The following is an 18,573-nucleotide window of genomic DNA, read 5'->3' as shown; positions in this document are numbered from 1 at the left end:
GCGGTCCGGGCGGGGTGAGCCGGCCGTCCGGGGCGATTGTCCGGCGACGATTCGTCAGTAGGTAACCCTGTCGTTACGTCCGGGGTCCTGACAGCTACGCGCGTTGACTCTAGGCTGCATTCGCGCAACGACATCTTCGCCCACCCGGACCTGTCCACAGCTGGGCGCTCTCTCAAGGTGCAGGGGACCCTCATGCTCACCGTCAGATCCCGACGCGCGGCGCTCGCCGTCGCGGCCGCCGCCGGCCTGCTCGGCACGGTGGTCGTGCCGACCGCCGCCCAGGCCGCGGACGCCAAGCGTCAGAAGACCGTCAACCTCCAGGTGCTGGCGATCAACGACTTCCACGGCAACCTGGAGCCCCCGGCCGGTTCGTCCGGCACCATCCAGGAGATCGACCCGGCGACCGGCCGGCCGGTCAGCACCCCGGCCGGTGGCATCGAGTACCTGGCCACCGCGCTGCGCCAGGCCCGGATCCCCGCCGACGACTCGATCACCGTCGCCGCCGGTGACATCGTCGGCGCCAGCCCGCTGACCTCGGCGCTCTTCCACGACGAGCCGACCATCGAGGCGATGGACAAGCTCGGCCTGGACGTCACCGCGGTCGGCAACCACGAGTTCGACGAGGGCGCCAAGGAGCTGCTGCGCCTTCAGAACGGCGGCTGCCACCCGGTCGACGGCTGCTACGAGAAGGGCCGCAAGTTCAAGGGCGCCAACTTCAACTACCTGGCCGCCAACGTCACCGACGAGAAGACCGGCAAGCCGGTCCTGGCCCCGTACTGGGTGACCAAGTCGCAGGGCGTGAAGATCGGCTTCATCGGCGCGACCCTGGAGGGCACGCCGAACATCGTGACCGCCGAGGGCGTCAAGGGCCTGAAGTTCGGCAACGAGGTCGCCACGATCAACAAGTACGCCGCCGAGCTGAAGAAGCAGGGCGTCAACTCGATCGTCGCGCTGATCCACGAGGGCGGCCTGCCGGCCAGCAGCACCTACAACTACGACTGCGGCACCGCCGGTCAGGGCATCTCCGGCCCGATCGTCGACATCGCCAAGAACCTGGACCCGGCGATCGGCGCCATCGTCACCGGCCACACCCACAACGCGTACGCCTGCACCATCCCCGACCCGCAGGGCGTTCCGCGTTCGGTGACCAGTGCCGCCTCCTTCGGCCGGCTCTACACCGAGATCGACCTGAAGCTCGACAAGACCACGGGCACCATCGTCCGTCCGTCGGTCAAGGCCGAGAACCACATCGTGCGCCGCACGGTCGAGAAGGCCCCGGACATGACGGCGCTGATCTCGCGCTACTCCAAGCTGGCCGCGCCGATCGCCGACCGCCCGGTCGGCTACATCGCCTCGGACATCAACGGCCGCGGCAACAGCGACCCGGAGAAGCCGCTGGGCGACCTGATCGCCGACGCGCAGCAGGAGGGTCTGGCCCCCGCCGACAAGGGCGGTGCGCAGATCGCCTTCATGAACCCCGGTGGCATCCGCTCCGACCTGGTCTACAAGGCCAGCGGCGCCGAGGGCGACGGGGTGGTGACCTACGGCGAGGCGTTCACCGTCCAGCCGTTCACCAACATGATGCAGGTCAAGACGCTGACCGGCGCCCAGCTGCTCCAGCTGCTCCAGCAGCAGGTGAGCGGCGGCAACGAGGCCTCGCCGAAGATCCTGCAGCCGTCCAGGGGCCTGGCCTACACCCTGGACATGCGCAAGAAGGGTGCGGACCGGGTGCTGGTCGACTCGGTCCGGCTGAACGGCGCGCCGATCGACCCGGCCGCCTCCTACCGGGTCGCGGCCAATGAGTTCCTGGCCGGCGGCGGCGACGGCTTCCCGGCCTTCGCGGCCGGCACCGACAAGCTGGTCGGCGCCTCGGACCTGGACGTCTTCGCCGCCTACCTCGGCGCCCACAGCTCGGCCGCCGCGCCGCTGCAGGCCCCGGCACAGGACCGCATCAAGGTCATCGGCCCGGGCGGCGGCATCGGCTGACCGAGAGCCGGAAAGGGCGGGCGGGGCGCTGTCGGGGCGCCCCGCCCGCCCTTTCGCCGTCCGCGGGCGTTACTCGGGAGCCGGGCCGCCCGGCAGCCGTACGGTCGCGAGCGCGCCCGGGCCACCGTCCCCGGCCGGGCCGAGCGACACCTCGCCACCGGCCTCGCGGACGCTCTGCGCGACGATCGACAGCCCGAGGCCGGAGCCGGGGAGCTGCCGGGAGGAGGGCGAGCGCCAGAACCGGTCGAAGACGTACTGCAGCTCGTCCGGCGGGATGCCGGGGCCGTGGTCGCGGACGGTCAGCACGCCCTGGTGGAGCCGTACTTCGACGGTGCCGCCGGGCGGGCTGTACTTGACGGCGTTGTCCAGCAGGTTGATCACCGCGCGTTCGAGGGCGGCGGCGTCGCCGTGGACGAACCAGGGCTCGGTGTCGGTCTCGAAGACCAGTCCCGGCCCGCGCAACTTGGCGCGCTCGACCGCTCGTTGAGCTATCTGGTGCAGCGCGACGACGGTGAGGTTCCGGATCGGTTTGGGGGAGTCGGGGCGGGAGAGCTGGAGCAGGTCGCCGATCAGGACGGTGAGCTCCTGCATCTGTGCCTTCATGTTGCCGAGCAGCTTGGTCCTGGTGGCGGCGGGGAGCGGACGGCCGGTGTCGTCACTGCGGATGAGGAGATCGACGTTGGTCCGGAGCGAGGTGAGCGGGGTGCGGAGCTCGTGCCCGGCGTCGGCGATCAGCCGGGTCTGGCGGTCGCGGGAGTTGGCGAGGGCGGTGCTCATGGAGTTGAACGAGGTGGAGAGACGGGCGATCTCGTCGCTGCCGCGAACCGGGATGGTGGCTCCGACCTCCTCGGTGCGGGCGATGTGCTCGACGACGTCGGTGAGGTGGTCCACGGGCCTGAGCGCGGAGCGGGCGACCAGGCGGCCGGCCGCTCCGGCGAGGATGACGCCGCCGAGGGCCACGCCGCCGAGGATGAGGGCGAGTTGGTTGAGGGACTTCTCGACCGCGTCGGTCGGAGTCGCGGTCAGGAGGACGAACCTGTTGCCCGCGTCGTCGTGGACGCCGTTCAGCCGAACCCTGGCGGGAGTGCCGTCGACGTAGCGGCCGTCACGGTAGGTGTACTTGCCCTGGGAGATGGCAAGCAGGTCGGAGGCCTTGACCTCGACGCCCTTCGGGGGCGAGACATCCGGAATGCAGATCTGCCCGTTCGGACTGTAGAGCTCGGTGGTGAACTGACCGGCCCCTCCCGCTGATCCGCCGCCGATCATATCGGGACGAATCTCCCTGGCCTTCGCCTTGGCGGCGGTTTCGGCCGCGGCCTCGGCCTTCGCGACCGAGGTGCTGCAGAATCCCAGACTGTAGGTGCGCCGGATCGGGTCGACCAGCTCAAGGGGTGGCACTTTGGCGCGGGACAGGTTCTCCTGCACCTGGTCGTAGAGCTTCTGCTCCACGATGAACCAGCAGGCCAGCGCCGAGAGGGCGATGGCGACCGCCACCGCCGCCGCCGTCAGGAAGGTCAGCCGGCTGCGCAGCGACTGGGCGCGGTACCAGCGGAGGAGGCGCTGGCGGCGGGGGATCCGGGGTGGCGCCGACGGCGGGGGCGGGAGGGGGGCCGTGCTGCTCACGCGCCGGTGCCGGCGGCCGGGCGCAGGGCGTAGCCGACGCCGCGTACGGTCTGGATGAGGCGGGGCATGCCGCCCTGCTCGGTCTTGCGGCGCAGGTACATCACGTAGACGTCCAGGGAGTTGGAGGAGGGCTCGAAGTCGAAGCCCCAGACGGCCTTGAGGATCTGTTCGCGGGTGAGGACCTGGCGGGGGTGCGAGAGGAACATCTCCAGCAGCATGAACTCGGTCCGGGTCAGCTCGACCGGCTTGCCGGCCCGGGTCACCTCCCGGGTGGCGGTGTTCATGCGCAGGTCCCCGAAGGCCATGACCTCGTTGTCCTCCTCGACGGCCGCGGCCCGGGCGGCGGCCTCGGTGGCGAGGGCGTTGCGCCGCAGCAGGGCGCGGACCCGGGCGAGCAGTTCGTCGAGCTCGAAGGGCTTGGCGAGGTAGTCGTCCGCGCCGACGTCGAGGCCGGTGACCCGGTCGCCGACGGCGTCCCGGGCGGTGAGCATCAGCACCGGGACGCTGTCGCCGCGGGAGCGCATCCGGCGGACGGCGGTGAGGCCGTCCATCCGGGGCATCATGATGTCCAGCAGGACGAGGTCGGGCTTCTCGCGTTCGACGGACTCCAGCGCCTCGTAGCCGTCGGTGGCGGTGGCGACCTCGTAGCCCTCGAAGGCGAGGCTGCTCTCCAGGGCGTCCCGGAGGGCGGGTTCGTCGTCGACCACGAGGAGCCGGGCGGTGGTGGGCCCGGACTCGGCGGGGGTGCGGTCGTCGGCGGACGGGGTCATGGGCGGTTGCCCTTTCTCGTGGTCGGAGGGCCGGGATTACTGCAATTGTCCGTCTAGATGTTCTGGCCGGCCTGCAGCTTCGGGAGTACCTGCTTGATGTCGTTGATCGGGATGGCGAAGCCGAGGCCGACGCTGCCGGCGCTGCTGCCACCGGCGGTGGAGTTGGAGCCGTTGGCCGAGTACATCGCCGAGTTGATGCCGATGACCTGTCCGCTCGCGTTGATCAGCGGCCCGCCGGAGTTGCCGGGGTTGAGCGCGGCGTCGGTCTGGAAGGCCTTGTAGGTGGTGGTGTCGCCGCTGCTCTGCGGGGTGCCGCCGCGCAGGCCGGGCAGGTTGGGGAAGCCGAAGCCGCCGTTGCCGCTGGTGCTGCTCTCGTCGACCTGGACGGTGACCTCGCGGTTCTCGGCGCTGATGATGCCCGAGGTGACGGTGCCGGTGAGGCCCTCGGGGTTGCCGATGGCGACGACCGGGTCGCCGACCGAGACGGCGGAGGAGTCGCCGAGGACGGCGGGGGCGAGGTTCCTGGCGCCGCTCGCGGTGATCACGGCGACGTCCAGGGCCTTGTCGGTGCCGGTGACGGTGGCCTGGGTGGTGGAGCCGTCCTTGAAGGTGACGGTGAGCCGGCCGCCGTCGACCGCGCCGGAGATCACGTGGTAGTTGGTGAGGATCTGGCCGTCCTTGTTGAGGACCACGCCGGTGCCGGTGGCGGTGCCGCTCGCGCCCTGCACGGTGATCTGGACGACGCTCGGTGCGACGGCGGTCGCGACGGCGGCGACGTCGGCGCTGCCGTCCGAGCGGGCGGAGACCGGGCTGGCGATGGTGGTGGTGCGGGTGCCGGAACCGTGCTCGTCGGCGGCGACGACGCCGCCGGTGACCCCGCCGAGGACGGCGGCGACCGCCGCGACGGCGGTGACCAGGGCGACCCGGCCGCGCAGCAGTCCGCGCCTGCCCCGGCCGCCGTGGCCGCCGGGGGTGCCCGGTCCGCCGGCGGCGGGCGGGGCCGGCGGCACGGGGGGCGCCGCGGGCGGGGGAGGCGGCGGGCTGTCGAAGCCGCCGCGGGAGTGGTCCTCGCGGTAGCCGTGGCCGGCGGTGCTCTCGGCGACGGTGCTCCCGAGGACGGTGCCCGGGATGATCCGGTTCTCGTGCGGAGCCGGGTGGGCGGCGTAGGCGCCTTGGGCGGTGTCCGTGCCGTACGGCTCGTGGGGCTGGGAGGGCCGGGCCGGGTCGTACGTGCCGTAGGGGTCGTACCGGTCGTCCTGCCCGCGCTGTCCGTACTGCTCGCTGCCGTGCTGCTGATCGCTCATGTCGACCAACGTCCGCCCGCTGGATGAGGATCGGATGAGAGCGGGCTCAGAAGGGCCCGAGAAGCCCGTTGACTTCTCATAAAGCCTGGTCAGGCGGTAGATGGCGGATGCCGGGCCGGATTGCGCTATTCCGCTTCGGCGGTGGCGCCCGGGGCCGTTCCGCCGCAGCCGCAGGAACGGCGGATGACCAGGCGGGACGGGAACTTCCGGACCCGTTCGGTGTCCGAGCCCGGCACCATCAGCGAGTCGTCGAGCACCAGGTCCACGGCGGCCCGGGCCATCGCGTCGCGGTCGGAGGCGACGGTGGTCAGCGGCGGGTCGGCGAGGGCGGCCTCGGGCACGTCGTCGAAGCCGGCCACCGCGAGGTCCTCCGGCACCCGCAGGCCGAGTTCGCGGGCGGCCCGTAGCACGCCGATCGCCTGGTCGTCGGTGGAGCAGAAGATCGCGGGCGGGCGGGCGGCCGAGCGCAGCAGCCCCAGCGCGACGTCATAGGCGCCGTAGCGGTGGAAGGGCGCGTCGATCAGGTGCGGCTCGGTGGGCAGGCCGTGGGCGTCCATGGCGCGCTGCCAGCCCTCGACGTGGTCGATGACCGGGTCACCGGGGGCCGGGGATTCGACCGGGCCGCCGAAGCAGGCCACGTACGGGTGTCCGTGCACCTCCAGCAGGTGGCGGACGATGGCCTCGGCGCCGCCCACGTCGTCGGTGACCACCGCGACATCGTCGATCGCCTCGGGACGGCGGTGCAGCAGCACCACCTTCGCCCCCTCCATCGCGGCGAACTCCTCGGCGGCCCGCTGCGAGGGTCCCTGGCTGACCAGGATCAGGCCGGAGACCCGCATACCGAGGAAGGCGCGGACGTAGTGGACCTCGCGGTCGTCCACGTAGTCGGAGTTGCCGATCAGCACGAGCTTGCCGCGCTCGGAGGCGGCGCGTTCCACCGCGTGCGCCATCTCGGCGAAGAACGGCTGGCGGGCGTCGGGGACGACCATGCCGATCAGGTTGGTACGGCGGGAGGCCATCGCCTGGGCGACGCTGTTCGGCCGGTAGCCGAGCTGCTCGATCGCGGCGAGGACCTTCTCCTTGGTCGCGGGCGCGACCGGGCGCGGCCCGTTGTTGATGACGTAGCTGACGACCGCGGTCGAGGTACCAGCCAGTCGGGCTACATCGTCGCGCGTCACTTTGGCCACGGAGGGGAGTCTACGCGTGTGGTGTCCGCCCGGGCAGTGCCACCTGGGGCTATCGGCGGGCGGGGTGCGGACGCGGCGGGGCGAATGCGGACAAGCCGGGCGAGAAGCCTCGCCCGGCCGACCGGTCAGGCCTCCAGCGGCGCCGAGGAGCGCTGCGAGAGGTCCGGGCGCTCGCCCTTGTCGGGCTTCTCCGGTACGACGAAGCGGTAGCCGACGTTGCGTACGGTGCCGATCAGCTGCTCGTGCTCGACGCCCAGCTTGGCGCGCAGCCGCCGGACGTGGACGTCGACCGTCCGGGTGCCGCCGAAGTAGTCGTAGCCCCAGACCTCCTGCAGCAGCTGGGCCCGGGTGAAGACCCGGCCGGGGTGCTGCGCGAGGTACTTGATCAGCTCGAACTCCTTGAAGGTGAGGTCGAGTGCCCGGCCCTTGAGCTTGGCGGAGTAGGTGGCCTCGTCGACCGTGAGGTCGCCGGTGCGGATCTCCATCGGGCTGTCCTCGGTGGCCACGTTGAGCCGGCCCAGGGCGAGCCGCAGCCGGGCCTCGACCTCGGCGGGGCCGGCGGTGTCCAGCAGGACGTCGTCGATGCCCCACTCGGCGGTGACGGCGGCCAGGCCGCCCTCGGTGACGACCAGGATCAGCGGACAGCCGATGCCGGTCGAGCGCAGCAGCTGGCAGAGGCTGCGGATCTGCGGCAGGTCGCGCCGGCCGTCGACCAGGATGACGTCGGCGCCGGGCGTGGTCACCAGGGCGGAACCCTCGGCGGGCGCCACGCGGACGTTGTGGAGCAGCAGGCCGAGGGCCGGCAGCACCTCCGCGGACGGTTGCAGCGCGTTGGTGAGGAGGAGGAGAGAGCTCATACCCGGTAGTCCCCTTTCCGGGTCGTCGCGGTCGCGTCACGGCTGCCGCCACAGCCGGATGGCGCTCGTGCTGAGGAGGGGGTGGGGGCGGGCGCCCGGCAGGGACCGGAGGGTTTGCCGGCGTGCGCGGCGGAGCGGGGCGTACGACAGAGGTCCCGCAACCCCTGCTGCACCGTTTCTGCCCTGCTCATCCCGCGAACCTTCCGGTCTGTCCCCGTGTCGGGCGGCGGCCCGGCGTCGGGTTTCCGACACCCCGGCCGGCCCGGGCACGTCGTTGTGCCTCGAATGGCGGGGCGGTTCCTGCTCCGCGCCGGGGGTGGGCCGACGATTCGCACGAACGTCCGTACTGGCGTCCTGAAAGCACAAAAGGATCCGGGGGCGACTCTGCCCGGATCCCTCAGGGATCGAGGATAGCCGACCCGGTCCCGCGTCGGGAGGGCCGGAAAGCGGCGCTCCGGCTGTTCCGGGCGCGCTCCGGGTGTGCCCGGCCACCGTGCGAGCGGGCCGTCGGCGCTCGCCGGGCCAGGGCGATTGCCGGTCGCGGCGGCGGACACGCCATCATGGGACGCGCATCGACGGCACCGTGCGCGTACCTCTTTCGGGTGGTGGCGCGGCCGCCCCGGTGTGGACCCGGACCGGGGTACCGGGACGGGGCGAGGACGACGAGAAGGGGTTGCCATGGGCGCGACCACCGAGCCCGCGAGCGCCGCTCGGGTGCGCGGGACGATCCGCTACTGGGCGGCGGCGAAGTCCGAGGCCGGGCTGGCCGAGGAGCCGTACGAGGCGGCGACCCTGGCGGAGGCGCTGACGGCGGCCCGGCGGCGGCACGCCGACCGGCCGAAGCTCGTCCAGTTGCTCGGGCACTGCTCCTACCTGGTCGACGGCTCGCCCGTCGGTGGCCGTGACCACGCGACCGTCGCCCTCACCGAGGGCGGGACGGTCGAGGTGCTCCCGCCGTTCGCGGGAGGGTGAGCGGCGTGACCGACATGAGCGACGCGAACGAAGGCCGCGGCAGACGTCGGCGGCGGCCCGGCGGCCCGCAGGACGCCCAAGCGGGCGGCCTGCCGTACCCGCAGGCGCAGCACCCGTACGCCCCCCAGCAGGGGTACGCGCCGGAGCCGTACTCGCAGCAGGGGCGTGAGGCGCAGCCGTACGCCCCCGGCACGGGCCACGCGCCTGGCTACCCGCAACCGGGCGCGCCCGGGGGGCAGGCTCCGTACGGCGGTTACCCGGCGTACGAGCAGTACGGTCAGCAGCCGCACGGTCAGCAGGAGTACGGGCAGCAGTACGGCCAGCCGCAGCCCGGACAACCACAGCCCGGACAACCACAGCCCGGACAAGCGCAGTACGGCCGGCCGCAGTACGCGCAGCCGCCCGTCGGCGACGCGGCGACGACCCTGCTGCCGCCGGTCCCGCCGGTGGACGACGCGCCGACGGCGCTGATCCCGCCGGTGCCGCCCCTCGACGACGCGCCGACGGCGCTGATCCCGCCGGTGACCGCGGCGGCCCCGAGGCCTGCCCCGGCGTCGGCCCCGGTGCCCCCGCCGGCCCCGGTGCCGGTCTTCGACCCGCCGACCATGACGCTCAAGCTCCCGAAGGCCCCCGCACCTTCGGGCGCCTTCGCGGGTCAGCCCCCGGCCGGCCGGCCGGCCGCCGGGCCGCGTCACGGGGTCCCGGCGCAGTCCGTTCCCGCCCCTGCCCCCGCTTCCGCACCCGCCGCGCCCGGCGCCCGGACCGGCTCGCCGATCATCGACCCGGGTCTGCAGCCCGCGCTGATCACCGCCGGCGCGGCCGCGCTGCTGGCCGCCGGAGCGGCGCTCGGGCAGGTGGCGCTGGCCCTGGTGGTCGCGCTGCTCCAGGCGCTGACCGCGGCCGGCTGGTTCCGGCTGAACGGCATGTGGCCGGCCCGTCAGGGCATCGCCCTCGCCGCGCTGGCCGGCTTCACCGCGGACGCGGCGGTGCTGCTGGCGGACTCCGACGGCGGCGCGGCGGCCGTGGTCGGCGCCCTCGGCGGGTTCTTCCTGCTGGTCCTGGTTCTTCAGACGTTCCGGCCCTCGGACCCGAAGGAGCGGTTCTACGCGCTCACCGTGCTCGGCTCGGCCACCGTGGTGACCGTGCTCTGCACCGCGCTGCTGCTGGCCGACTGGGTGCCGGCGGCGGTCGGCGCGGTCGCGCTGGCCACCGTGCTGGCGGCGGCGCCGCTGCCCGGTCCGAAGCGGCTGGGCCCGGTGCTCGGTGTGCTGGCGGCGGTGCTGCTGGGCCTGGTGGTGGGCGCGCCGCTCGCGCTGGGCGCCCTGGCCGGCCTCGGCGCGCTGATCGGCCGCCGGGTGGCGGGGTACGACTTCCCGTCCCGGTTCGTGCACATGACGGCGGGTGTGGCGTTGCCGCTGGCGGTGGCCTCGCCGTTGATCTGGATCGCCACCCGGCTGCTGGCCGGCTGACATCCGCTGGCAGCCGTACGACGTCCCGCGCCGGAACCATGCTCCGGGGCGGGACGTCGTACGGTCGTACGAGGGCGGTCGCACCGGAGCGGCCGGCGGACACCGGACCGGAACGACGAGCAGCGGCGACGAGAACGACGACGGCGACAGGCCACGACGGGGGAGAGCGATGCGCGGTTGGCTGAAGGCGACGATCGGCCTGGTGGTGCTCTCCGGCCTGCTGGTGGGCGCCGACCGGATCGCGGTCGGGGTGGCCGAGGACGAGGCCGCCGACCAGATGGTGAAGAGCGGCCGGATGAGCCAGCGCCCGGACGTCTCGATCGCGGGCTTCCCCTTCCTGACCCAGGTGCTGTCGATGAAGCTGGACGACGTCCGGGTCTCCGCCGAGGGGCTGACCGTCGGGGACGGCGGCCACCAGGTGGCGCTGCACTCGTTCAAGGCCGAGCTGTCCGGCGTCGCGGTGAGCAGCAGTCTCTCCAGCGCGACGGTGGACAACGGCACCGGCAGCGGCCTGATCACTTATGCGGACCTGGCCCAGCTGCTTCCGCCGGCGGCCCAGATGGTGCCGAACGCGGCCCGGCTCTCGGGGGGCTCCAGCACCCGGCTGAACCTCTCCTACGGCGGGCCGGGCAAGATCAAGGCCTCGCTGGGCCCGCTCCCGATCGGCGAAGGCTCCTTGCACAGCCAGGGCAACACGGTGACGGTGGACGGCTTCCAGCTCAGTGGTGTGGCCGGAGCGGTGGCCGGTCTCACCAACCAGAAGATCGAGCCGGTGAGTTTCACCCTCGACGCGATGCCGGCCGGGTTGCACCTGGCCGGCGTGTCGCCGCAGGAGGAGGGCGTCCGGCTGACCTTCGACGGCAAGGGCGTCAAGGTCATCGGCTGACCCCTCCCGCCGCCGGCCCCTCCTGCGGTCTCCGCACCGTTCCGCTCCGCGAGACGCGCTGTCCATCGTCGGCCGCGGAGCGGCGTCGTTCCCGCCCGGTGAGGGGTCCGGAACGGCCGGTGGCCGGTTCCCACCGGCCGTGAAATCCTCAAATCTCAACATTCGAAGCATCTGGTCTCACCATTCGATACGCTGATGACAGCAGGTGTCCGATGTCCCTAGCATCGTCCGCATGAAGCGACAGACGGACCTCACGAAGCGGCGGGCGGTAGACCTGTGCCGCGTGGCCGCCTGTCTGTGTCGAATGCGCTAACTCGGCGTCCTGGCAGGGCAGTTGCCGCCCGCCGCCGATTCCCCCGGTGACCTGGCCCGGTATGTGTGGCCGATCGTCGCCCCTGCACTCCGCAGACCAACGCCCGGCCGTACCGGACACCTCTCCCCGTCCCAGTATTCGGACGGAAATTCGGACCGCCGCCACCGGGCAGCCCGCAGCATCCTGATAGCAGCACCTTCCGCCAACCGCCCCCGGATGGAGAACATCACCATGAGCCGCAGCGACGTCCTGGTCGACGCCGACTGGGTCCAGGCCCACCTGGACGACCCGAAGGTCGTGATCGTCGAGGTCGACGAGGACACCTCCGCGTACGAGAAGAACCACATCCGCAACGCCGTCCGGATCGACTGGCAGAAGGACCTGCAGGACCCGGTCCGCCGCGACTTCATCGACCAGGCCGGCTTCGAGGCGCTGCTCAGCGCCAAGGGCATCGCCAACGACGACACCGTCGTCCTGTACGGCGGCAACAACAACTGGTTCGCCTCGTACGCCTACTGGTACTTCAAGCTGTACGGCCACGGTGACGTCCGCCTGCTGGACGGCGGCCGCAAGAAGTGGGAGCTGGACTCCCGCGACCTGGTCGCCGAGGTGCCGGAGCGCGCCGCCACCGAGTACCGGGCGCAGGCCGCCGACTCCTCGATCCGCGCCTTCCGCGACGAGGTCATCGAGGCCATCGGCAACCTCAACCTGGTCGACGTCCGCTCGCCCGACGAGTTCTCCGGCAAGCTGCTCGCCCCGGCCCACCTCCCGCAGGAGCAGTCGCAGCGTCCCGGCCACGTGCCGACCGCCAGCAACATCCCGTGGGCGAAGAACGCCAACGACGACGGCACCTTCAAGAGCGACGACGAGCTCAAGGCGCTGTACGAGGCCGCGGGCGTCGACCTGGCGGTCGACACCATCGCCTACTGCCGGATCGGCGAGCGCTCCGCGCTCACCTGGTTCGTGCTGCACGAGCTGCTCGGCCAGGAGAACGTGAAGAACTACGACGGCTCCTGGACCGAGTACGGCAGCCTGGTCGGCGTGCCGATCGAGCTCGGTAACTGAGCCACCGGCTCCACGCGTAAGTCAGAAGGGAAGACCCAACATGTGCGGTGCGAAGGCCGGCGGCCCGGACCTGGCAGGAGTTGACGTGGCTAACGAGACGATCATCCAGGGTTCCGTGACCCGCGACGGCGAGCCGGTCAACGGCTACGTCCGGCTGCTCGACGAGGGCGGCGAGTTCACGGCTGAGGTGCCCACCTCGGCGACCGGCCAGTTCCGGTTCTTCGCCCGCCCGGGCAAGTGGACGCTGCGCGCGCTCGTCCCGGGCCAGACCGTGGACCGCCAGGTGGTCGCCGCCCAGGGCGTCCCGGTCGAGGTCGCGATCGCGGTCTGATCCGGCCGCGGAAAGACGGTGAGGGCCCCTGCTCCGGCAGGGGCCCTCGGCCGTACCGTGGAAGTGTGCAGGCACGCCGGCGGCATCGCTACTACTTCGCCATGATGGGCGTCTGCCTCGGGCTGTTCGTCCTGGCCTGGGGCCTGGTGCGGTTCTGGTCCGTCCCGGCCGCGATCGGTATGTGCGTCTTCGCGATGGTCATCCCACCGGCCGCCGCGGTCTTCGCCAACAAGCGGGACCCGGAGGACGACTGGTGGAACGACCCGCGCTGGGACGACCCGAAGTGGGACGACCCCGGCCACGACCGGGACCGCCCCGACCACGAGGAACGTCAGTAGACGAGCGCCTGCACGCCGTCGGCCATGATCTCGCTGACGAAGACCTGCGCGCCCGCGATCCGGACACCCTCGACGGTGTCCTTCTGCTCGATCCCGCGCCGCACCGCGCACTGGGTGCACAGGGTGACCGTGCCGGCCGCCAGGACCGACTCCAGCAGGTCCGGCAGCGGCGCCGCGTGCGGCAGCTCGAACTCGGCCGCCCGCCCGGGCAGGGCGAACCAGGAGGACTCCCCGGTGAGCCAGAGCGAGACCTCGATCCCGCTGGCGACGGCCACCGCGGCCACCGTGAAGGCCTGCGAACAGCGCTCCGGCGCGTCCGCCCCGGCGGTGACCTTGATGACGAGCTTCTTCTGGCCCGGCTTCGTGTTCGACGACATGCCGACACCCTAGGGTGTCGGCGAAATTCCGACGGGGTGGGGCTCACCGAGACCCGTCGACGACCGGCGGATAGAGTGAGCGGCAGCAAAATCCACCACACTGTCGCCGCCCTGGGAGCCCCCCGTGTCCGGTCTGGAAATCTTCTTCGACGGTCTGCTGGCCCTCATGGCCGTGCTGATCACCTGGTTCGCCATCTTCTCGGTGATGAAGCTGTACCAGGGCCAGCGCTGAGTCGACTGCCGTACGGTTGAAGCAGCCCCACACCGACGACAGCGACCAGGAACATGATCGAGATCCCCTCTGACCTCCACAAGGACGTCGTCCCGCTCGCCTTCCTCCTCGGCACCTGGGAGGGCGCGGGCGTCTACGCGCCGCTGCCCGGTGAAGAGGGCGCCGGCACCGAGAAGTGCAACTTCGGCCAGGAGATCGTCATCCGGCACGACGGCCGGCCCTTCCTGGAGTTCCGTTCCCGCACCTGGGTGCTGGACAACGAGGGCGAGAAGGTCCGCCCCCTGGAGAACGAGCACGCGTTCTGGCGCATCACCAGCAACCAGCACGGCACCGGCGGTGCCCGCGGGATCGAGATCTCCTCCGTCCGTGACGACGGCACCGTGGAGATCTGGTACGGCGAGCTGGCCGACGGCAAGCCCCAGATCGACGTCTCCACCGACGCGGTGGCCCGGATCGAGGGCTCGGCGCCGTACTCCGGCGGCAAGCGTCTGTACGGCTTCGTCAACGAGGAGCTGCTCTGGGTCGGCGAGAAGGCCGCGCCCGAGGTGCCGCTGCGCCCGTACATGTCGGCGCAGCTGAAGAAGGTGCTCAGCCCGGCCCAGCTGGTCAAGGACATTAACGACCTGCCGGACGACGGCATCGCGTTCTTCCGCTGAGCACGACTCGTCAGCGCTTGAGGTAGGGACCGGCCGCGGGCCGGTCCCTACACTTGCATCAGGACTCCCCGACCTTGGCAGGGACAGCACCGTGGCGGACACCGGAACCACCGACTGGCAGCTCTCCGGCGACTGGAAGGCCGACCTGCGCGAGCGCGGCTACCGCCTCACGCCCCAGCGGCAGCTCGTCCTGGAGGCGGTCGACGTGCTCGACCACGCCACCCCGGACGACATCCTCTGCCATGTCCGGCAGACCGCCAGCGGTGTCAACATCTCCACCGTCTACCGCACCCTGGAGCTGTTGGAGGAGCTGGGCCTGGTCTCGCACGCGCACCTCGGCCACGGCGCCCCCACCTACCACCTGGCCGGCCGGCACCACCATCTGCACCTGGTCTGCCGGGACTGCCAGAAGGTCACCGAGACCGGGACCGAGATCGCCCAGCCGCTGATCGACAGCCTGCGCGCCCAGCACGGCTTCGACACCGATCTCAAGCACTTCGCCATCTTCGGCCGCTGCGCCGACTGCGCCGCCGAGCACCGGCGGGCCCAGTCGTAAGCTGGCCGGTATGAAGAGCCCGCTGCTTGCGCTGCCCGGTGCCGTCCCCGCCGAGGGAACCGACGAGGGCGTGGCCGCCCACTACGGCGACATCTTCCGCGAGCAACGCGAGCTGGCCCGGGGCACGGGCTTCGTGGACCTCTCGCACCGGGGCGTGGTCACCGTCACCGGCGCGGACCGGCTGGCCTGGCTGCACCTGCTGCTGACCCAGCACGTCAGCGCGCTGCCCGCGCAGCAGGCCACCGAGGCGCTGGTGCTCTCCCCGAACGGGCACGTCGAGCACGCCCTCTACCTGGTCGACGACGGAACCACCACCTGGGCGCACGTCGAGCCGGGCACCCAGCGGGAGCTGGTCGGCTACCTGGAGAGCATGAAGTTCTTCTACCGGGTGGAGGTCGCCGACGCGACCGCCGACTACGCGGTGGTCCATCTGCCGGCCGGTTCCACCGCCTCCGCCGAGGGCGCCGCCGCGGTGCGCGAACTGCCGTACGGGCGGGACCTCTTCCTGCCGCGCGCCGAGCTGGAGACGCTGGTCGAGGGGTACGGACCGGCGGCCGGGATCTGGGCGTACGAGGCGCTGCGGATCGAGGGCCACCGGCCGCGGCTCGGCTTCGAGACCGACCACCGGACCATCCCGCACGAGGTGGACTGGCTGACCACCGCCGTCCATCTGCAGAAGGGCTGCTACCGGGGGCAGGAGACGGTCGCCCGGGTGCACAACCTGGGCCGGCCGCCGCGCCGGCTGGTCTTCCTGCACCTGGACGGCACCGAGGAGACGCTGCCCCCGCACGGGACGCCGGTGCATCTCGCCTCGGACCCGGACGGGCGGGCGCTGGGCTTCGTCACGTCCTCGGCGCGCCACTACGAGCTGGGGCCGATCGCGCTGGCCATCGTCAAGCGGAACGTCCCGGTGGACGCCGTCCTGCTGGCCGGGACGGTCCCGGGCACGCAGGACGTGATCGTCCCGCAGTAGCGCTCGGACCCGGGCAGCGGGGCTCAGACCTCGACGAGGACGGTGAAGGGGCCGTCGTTCACCAGCGCCACCCGCATGTCGGCGCCGAAGCGGCCGGTCTCGACCTTGGCGCCGAGCGCGCGCAGCTGGGCGACCACCTCGTCCACCAGCGGTTCGGCGACCGGGCCGGGGGCGGCGGCGTTCCAGGTGGGGCGGCGGCCCTTGCGGGCGTCCCCGTAGAGGGTGAACTGGCTGATCACCAGCAGCGGGGCGGCCAGGTCGGAACAGGACCGCTCGACCCCGTCGGAGTCGGCCTCCAGCAGCCGCAGGGTCCAGAGCTTGCGGGCCAGCTGGGCCGCCTTGGCGGGGGTGTCGTCATGGGTGACGCCGACCAGGACGCAGAGCCCGGGTCCGTCGATCGCGCCGACACTCTCGCCGGCCACCGTCACCCTGGCCTCGGTCACTCGCTGCACCACTGCTCGCATGCGGCCATTGTGCCGGAGGCGGGTGGTTCGTTTGAGGGCGCACTCCACCATGTGCACGCCGGGCAGTGTGCGCCTGCGCCACGAAGGGCGCCACTCTTGCTGCGGAAAGCCCCGGTCATATCAGCCACCCCGGTTCGCCAGGGGGCCGTTCGGGTGCACAGGCGGTGCACCGGCGCCGGGCGGGGTGGCACGCTGGTGGACCGTACAAGGGGTCCGGGGCGTCAAGGTCCGCCGCGCCGGGCCCGGTTCGGTCGGGAGGCCGGACCGCTGGGTCAGGCGTTCCGGCGGTGCCGTCCCCGAGGGGTGGCACCGGCCGGGGGCGGGAACCTTCGGGGGTGTCCGGGCGTGCTGTCCGTCGGGCGGGGAGCAACAGCCCGCCGGGGGGACGGGACCGGACCGGCGGCAGGCGACGGGGTGCCGCGAGCGGGCGGGATCGGGACGACGGCAGGTGGTTGGTTGATGGACGCGAGCAGCGCGGCGCAGCAGCGGTCCGGGCGGGTGCCCGAGGGCCCGGAGCCGGCGGCGGCGCCCGATCTGGAGCGGCTGGGCCTGGACCGGTTGCGGACCCTGCGCCGGGAGACCCTGGAGCAGGAGGCCGACCTGTCCTATCTGCGGCGGCTGCTGCACGGGCGGATGGACATCCTGCGGGCCGAGCTCGACCGGCGGCCGGACGACGGCCCGGTCCGGGAACCGGCGGCGGGCGAGGAGCCGGCCGGGGCCCTGCTGGACCGGCTGCCGGCCATCCTCACGGACGCGCCGTCCACGGTGCGCCGCTCCGCCCGGCACGTCACCCTCGGGCCGCCGCGCGGCGAGCAGTCCCAGCTGGAGGCGGACACCCTGATGGGCGATGTCCAGCTGGCCGATCTGGCCGCGCACCCGGCCGAGGAACTGCTGGCGGCGCTGGAGCGGCTGCGCGCGCACGAGCGCGAGGTGTCCGGGCGGCGGCAGCTGCTGCTGCGGACGGCGGACGGCTGCAGCGCGGAGATCACCCGCAGGTACCGTGATGGGGAAGCACGGGTCGACGACCTGCTCCTGGGTGGCCCGCTCTGACCGGGTGAGGCGCCCTGGGCGGGAGCGGTGCCCGGCTCGCCCCCGGCCCACCCTCGCCCCCGGAAGGCATCCGCCATGTCCCAGTCCGCCGCCCTGCCCGTTCTCGCCGAGGTCATCCGCTCGGGCTTCACCGAAGGGGGGCACCGCGGCTCCCTGGTGCTGCTCGCCGCCGACGGTTCGGTCGAGTTCGCGCTGGGCGACCCCGACGCGCCGGTCTTCCCGCGCTCGACCGCCAAGCCGTTCCAGGCGGTGGCCACCCTGCGGGCCGGCCTGGCGATCGGGGGCGAGTTGCTGGCACTGGCGGCTTCCAGCCACTCCGCAGAAACGTTTCACCTCGACGGCGTACGGCGGATCCTGGCCGGCGCCGGGCTGGACGAGACCGCCCTGCGGACCCCGGCGGACCTGCCGCTGGACGAGACCGAGGCCGAACTCCTCCTGCGGGCCGGCGCCGGGCGGGCACCGATCCTGATGGACTGCTCGGGCAAGCACGCCGGCTGGCTGGCCGCCTGCGTCGCCAACGGCTGGTCCACCGGGAGCTACCTCGACCCGGCGCACCCTCTCCAGCTGCTCGCCCGCGAGGCGCTGGAGGAGGCCACCGGTGAGCCGGCCGGGCACCTCGGGGTGGACGGCTGCGGCGCGCCTCTGCTGGCCGTCAGCCTGACCGGCCTGGCCCGCGGCTACCGCGGCCTCCTGCTGGCGGAGCCCGGCACTCCGGAGCGCCGGGTGGCCGACGCGATGCGCGCGCACCCCGAGTACGTGGCGGGCACCCGCCGGGCCGACACCTGGCTGATGCGGGCGGTCCCGGGCCTGCTGTCCAAGATGGGCGCCGAGGCCGTGCAGGTCGTGGCGCTGCCGGACGGCCGGGCACTCGCCTTCAAGATCGAGGACGGCGCGGAGCGGGCCCGCGGGCCGGTCCTGGCGGCCGCGCTGCGCCGGCTCGGTGTGACGACGGCGGACGACACCCTCGACCGGATCGGCGCGGCCCCGCTGCTCGGCGGCGGGGTGCCGGTGGGCCTGATCAGGGCGGCGTTCTAGGGCCGGGAGAGGGCGGGCAGAGGGCGGGGGACGGCGGGGTCCGGTCGGCGGAGACGCCTCCGGACGGCGGTCGGCGTGCGGGCGGACCCCCCTCGGTGCACGGTGGACCGGGGGCCGTCACACAGCTGA

The 18,573-nt window shown here is 72.7% G+C and carries 20 protein-coding genes; 13 read left to right on the top strand and 7 right to left on the bottom strand.

Features of this window, described 5'->3' with window-relative positions; translation table 11 throughout:
- The first annotated feature begins 192 nt into the window (after positions 1-192).
- On the top strand, positions 193-1,986 hold the full coding sequence (locus ACIO5D_RS08635) for a bifunctional metallophosphatase/5'-nucleotidase (RefSeq protein WP_400757247.1): 1,794 nt from the start codon (positions 193-195) through the stop codon (positions 1,984-1,986).
- Between the two features lie 69 nt (positions 1,987-2,055).
- On the opposite strand, the gene ACIO5D_RS08630 is transcribed toward ACIO5D_RS08635, so the two are convergent.
- The 5 genes from ACIO5D_RS08630 to ACIO5D_RS08610 form a co-directional block, all read right to left on the bottom strand.
- Complete coding sequence (locus ACIO5D_RS08630; RefSeq protein WP_363612888.1) at positions 2,056-3,609, bottom strand: HAMP domain-containing sensor histidine kinase; 1,554 nt, start codon at positions 3,607-3,609, stop codon at positions 2,056-2,058.
- A complete protein-coding gene (locus ACIO5D_RS08625) occupies positions 3,606-4,379 on the bottom strand; it encodes a response regulator transcription factor (RefSeq protein WP_363612890.1) in 774 nt (257 codons plus the stop codon). The genes ACIO5D_RS08630 and ACIO5D_RS08625 overlap by 4 nt, the downstream gene beginning before the upstream one ends.
- Positions 4,380-4,432: 53 nt before the next feature.
- Positions 4,433-5,683, bottom strand: coding sequence for a S1C family serine protease (locus tag ACIO5D_RS08620; protein ID WP_400757249.1), 1,251 nt, complete (start codon positions 5,681-5,683; stop codon positions 4,433-4,435).
- A 125-nt stretch (positions 5,684-5,808) separates the two neighbouring features.
- Positions 5,809-6,870 (bottom strand): LacI family DNA-binding transcriptional regulator, encoded by a 1,062-nt coding sequence (locus tag ACIO5D_RS08615; RefSeq protein ID WP_400794371.1) that lies wholly within the window; start codon positions 6,868-6,870, stop codon positions 5,809-5,811.
- A gap of 125 nt (positions 6,871-6,995) precedes the next feature.
- On the bottom strand, positions 6,996-7,727 hold the full coding sequence (locus ACIO5D_RS08610) for a response regulator transcription factor (RefSeq protein ID WP_363612896.1): 732 nt from the start codon (positions 7,725-7,727) through the stop codon (positions 6,996-6,998).
- Between the two features lie 678 nt (positions 7,728-8,405).
- Between ACIO5D_RS08610 and ACIO5D_RS08605 the strand changes: the two genes are divergently transcribed.
- The 7 genes from ACIO5D_RS08605 to ACIO5D_RS08575 all read left to right on the top strand — a co-directional run bounded on the left by ACIO5D_RS08605 (position 8,406) and on the right by ACIO5D_RS08575 (position 13,101).
- The gene (locus ACIO5D_RS08605) at positions 8,406-8,699 is read left to right on the top strand and encodes a MoaD/ThiS family protein (RefSeq protein ID WP_363612898.1); all 294 of its coding nucleotides are present in this window, start codon (positions 8,406-8,408) and stop codon (positions 8,697-8,699) included.
- Positions 8,700-8,704: 5 nt separating this feature from the next.
- The gene (locus ACIO5D_RS08600) at positions 8,705-10,168 is read left to right on the top strand and encodes a hypothetical protein (protein ID WP_400794368.1); all 1,464 of its coding nucleotides are present in this window, start codon (positions 8,705-8,707) and stop codon (positions 10,166-10,168) included.
- Positions 10,169-10,337: 169 nt separating this feature from the next.
- Positions 10,338-11,054, top strand: coding sequence for a DUF2993 domain-containing protein (locus tag ACIO5D_RS08595; RefSeq protein WP_363612900.1), 717 nt, complete (start codon positions 10,338-10,340; stop codon positions 11,052-11,054).
- Positions 11,055-11,286: 232 nt separating this feature from the next.
- Complete coding sequence (locus ACIO5D_RS08590) at positions 11,287-11,367, top strand: Ms5788A family Cys-rich leader peptide (protein ID WP_350517234.1); 81 nt, start codon at positions 11,287-11,289, stop codon at positions 11,365-11,367.
- Between the two features lie 231 nt (positions 11,368-11,598).
- Positions 11,599-12,432, top strand: coding sequence for a sulfurtransferase (locus ACIO5D_RS08585; protein ID WP_363612902.1), 834 nt, complete (start codon positions 11,599-11,601; stop codon positions 12,430-12,432).
- A 40-nt stretch (positions 12,433-12,472) separates the two neighbouring features.
- On the top strand, positions 12,473-12,763 hold the full coding sequence (locus tag ACIO5D_RS08580) for a DUF1416 domain-containing protein (RefSeq protein ID WP_363612904.1): 291 nt from the start codon (positions 12,473-12,475) through the stop codon (positions 12,761-12,763).
- A 65-nt stretch (positions 12,764-12,828) separates the two neighbouring features.
- A complete protein-coding gene (locus tag ACIO5D_RS08575) occupies positions 12,829-13,101 on the top strand; it encodes a DUF3099 domain-containing protein (protein ID WP_363612906.1) in 273 nt (90 codons plus the stop codon).
- Here ACIO5D_RS08575 and ACIO5D_RS08570 read toward each other — a convergent pair.
- Positions 13,095-13,478, bottom strand: a complete 384-nt coding sequence (locus ACIO5D_RS08570) for a DsrE family protein (protein WP_363612908.1) — start codon at positions 13,476-13,478, stop codon at positions 13,095-13,097. The two genes, ACIO5D_RS08575 and ACIO5D_RS08570, sit on opposite strands and share 7 nt — an antisense overlap.
- A gap of 285 nt (positions 13,479-13,763) precedes the next feature.
- Between ACIO5D_RS08570 and ACIO5D_RS08565 the strand changes: the two genes are divergently transcribed.
- From ACIO5D_RS08565 to ACIO5D_RS08555, 3 genes are all read left to right on the top strand, one after another.
- Positions 13,764-14,366 (top strand): FABP family protein, encoded by a 603-nt coding sequence (locus tag ACIO5D_RS08565; protein WP_363612910.1) that lies wholly within the window; start codon positions 13,764-13,766, stop codon positions 14,364-14,366.
- A gap of 91 nt (positions 14,367-14,457) precedes the next feature.
- The gene (locus ACIO5D_RS08560) at positions 14,458-14,922 is read left to right on the top strand and encodes a Fur family transcriptional regulator (protein WP_363612912.1); all 465 of its coding nucleotides are present in this window, start codon (positions 14,458-14,460) and stop codon (positions 14,920-14,922) included.
- A gap of 10 nt (positions 14,923-14,932) precedes the next feature.
- Complete coding sequence (locus ACIO5D_RS08555) at positions 14,933-15,895, top strand: folate-binding protein (RefSeq protein WP_363612914.1); 963 nt, start codon at positions 14,933-14,935, stop codon at positions 15,893-15,895.
- A 23-nt stretch (positions 15,896-15,918) separates the two neighbouring features.
- On the opposite strand, the gene dtd is transcribed toward ACIO5D_RS08555, so the two are convergent.
- A complete protein-coding gene (gene dtd / locus ACIO5D_RS08550) occupies positions 15,919-16,359 on the bottom strand; it encodes a D-aminoacyl-tRNA deacylase (protein ID WP_400653673.1) in 441 nt (146 codons plus the stop codon).
- A 459-nt stretch (positions 16,360-16,818) separates the two neighbouring features.
- On the opposite strand from dtd, the gene ACIO5D_RS08545 reads away from it, so the two are divergent.
- Together ACIO5D_RS08545 and ACIO5D_RS08540 are read left to right on the top strand one after the other, a co-directional pair.
- Positions 16,819-17,409 carry an ABC transporter substrate-binding protein gene (locus tag ACIO5D_RS08545; RefSeq protein WP_363612918.1) on the top strand — a complete coding sequence of 197 codons (591 nt, stop codon included), beginning with the start codon at positions 16,819-16,821 and terminating at the stop codon, positions 17,407-17,409.
- 75 nt (positions 17,410-17,484) lie between these two features.
- Positions 17,485-18,444 carry an asparaginase gene (locus tag ACIO5D_RS08540; RefSeq protein ID WP_400757256.1) on the top strand — a complete coding sequence of 320 codons (960 nt, stop codon included), beginning with the start codon at positions 17,485-17,487 and terminating at the stop codon, positions 18,442-18,444.
- Positions 18,445-18,573: the final 129 nt, after the last annotated feature.

The organism is Kitasatospora sp. NPDC087315 (genome assembly GCF_044744345.1).
In the GTDB taxonomy this organism is placed as follows: domain Bacteria; phylum Actinomycetota; class Actinomycetes; order Streptomycetales; family Streptomycetaceae; genus Kitasatospora.
The sequence above is the reverse complement of the archived record's forward strand: the minus strand, read 5'-3'. Positions and strand labels throughout refer to the sequence as shown.

What these genes read in the sequence shown, in the direction of transcription:
- ACIO5D_RS08595 (WP_363612900.1), top strand. Translation starts at nt 10,338, where the DNA reads ATGCGCGGTTGGCTGAAGGCGACGATCGGCCTGGTGGTGCTCTCCGGC.
- ACIO5D_RS08540 (WP_400757256.1), top strand. Translation starts at nt 17,485, where the DNA reads ATGTCCCAGTCCGCCGCCCTGCCCGTTCTCGCCGAGGTCATCCGCTCG.
- ACIO5D_RS08625 (WP_363612890.1), bottom strand. Translation starts at nt 4,379, where the DNA reads ATGACCCCGTCCGCCGACGACCGCACCCCCGCCGAGTCCGGGCCCACC.
- ACIO5D_RS08555 (WP_363612914.1), top strand. Translation starts at nt 14,933, where the DNA reads ATGAAGAGCCCGCTGCTTGCGCTGCCCGGTGCCGTCCCCGCCGAGGGA.
- ACIO5D_RS08610 (WP_363612896.1), bottom strand. Translation starts at nt 7,727, where the DNA reads ATGAGCTCTCTCCTCCTCCTCACCAACGCGCTGCAACCGTCCGCGGAG.
- ACIO5D_RS08605 (WP_363612898.1), top strand. Translation starts at nt 8,406, where the DNA reads ATGGGCGCGACCACCGAGCCCGCGAGCGCCGCTCGGGTGCGCGGGACG.
- ACIO5D_RS08635 (WP_400757247.1), top strand. Translation starts at nt 193, where the DNA reads ATGCTCACCGTCAGATCCCGACGCGCGGCGCTCGCCGTCGCGGCCGCC.
- ACIO5D_RS08580 (WP_363612904.1), top strand. Translation starts at nt 12,473, where the DNA reads ATGTGCGGTGCGAAGGCCGGCGGCCCGGACCTGGCAGGAGTTGACGTG.
- ACIO5D_RS08585 (WP_363612902.1), top strand. Translation starts at nt 11,599, where the DNA reads ATGAGCCGCAGCGACGTCCTGGTCGACGCCGACTGGGTCCAGGCCCAC.
- ACIO5D_RS08570 (WP_363612908.1), bottom strand. Translation starts at nt 13,478, where the DNA reads ATGTCGTCGAACACGAAGCCGGGCCAGAAGAAGCTCGTCATCAAGGTC.
- ACIO5D_RS08565 (WP_363612910.1), top strand. Translation starts at nt 13,764, where the DNA reads ATGATCGAGATCCCCTCTGACCTCCACAAGGACGTCGTCCCGCTCGCC.
- ACIO5D_RS08545 (WP_363612918.1), top strand. Translation starts at nt 16,819, where the DNA reads ATGGACGCGAGCAGCGCGGCGCAGCAGCGGTCCGGGCGGGTGCCCGAG.
- ACIO5D_RS08590 (WP_350517234.1), top strand. Translation starts at nt 11,287, where the DNA reads ATGAAGCGACAGACGGACCTCACGAAGCGGCGGGCGGTAGACCTGTGC.
- ACIO5D_RS08620 (WP_400757249.1), bottom strand. Translation starts at nt 5,683, where the DNA reads ATGAGCGATCAGCAGCACGGCAGCGAGCAGTACGGACAGCGCGGGCAG.
- dtd (WP_400653673.1), bottom strand. Translation starts at nt 16,359, where the DNA reads ATGCGAGCAGTGGTGCAGCGAGTGACCGAGGCCAGGGTGACGGTGGCC.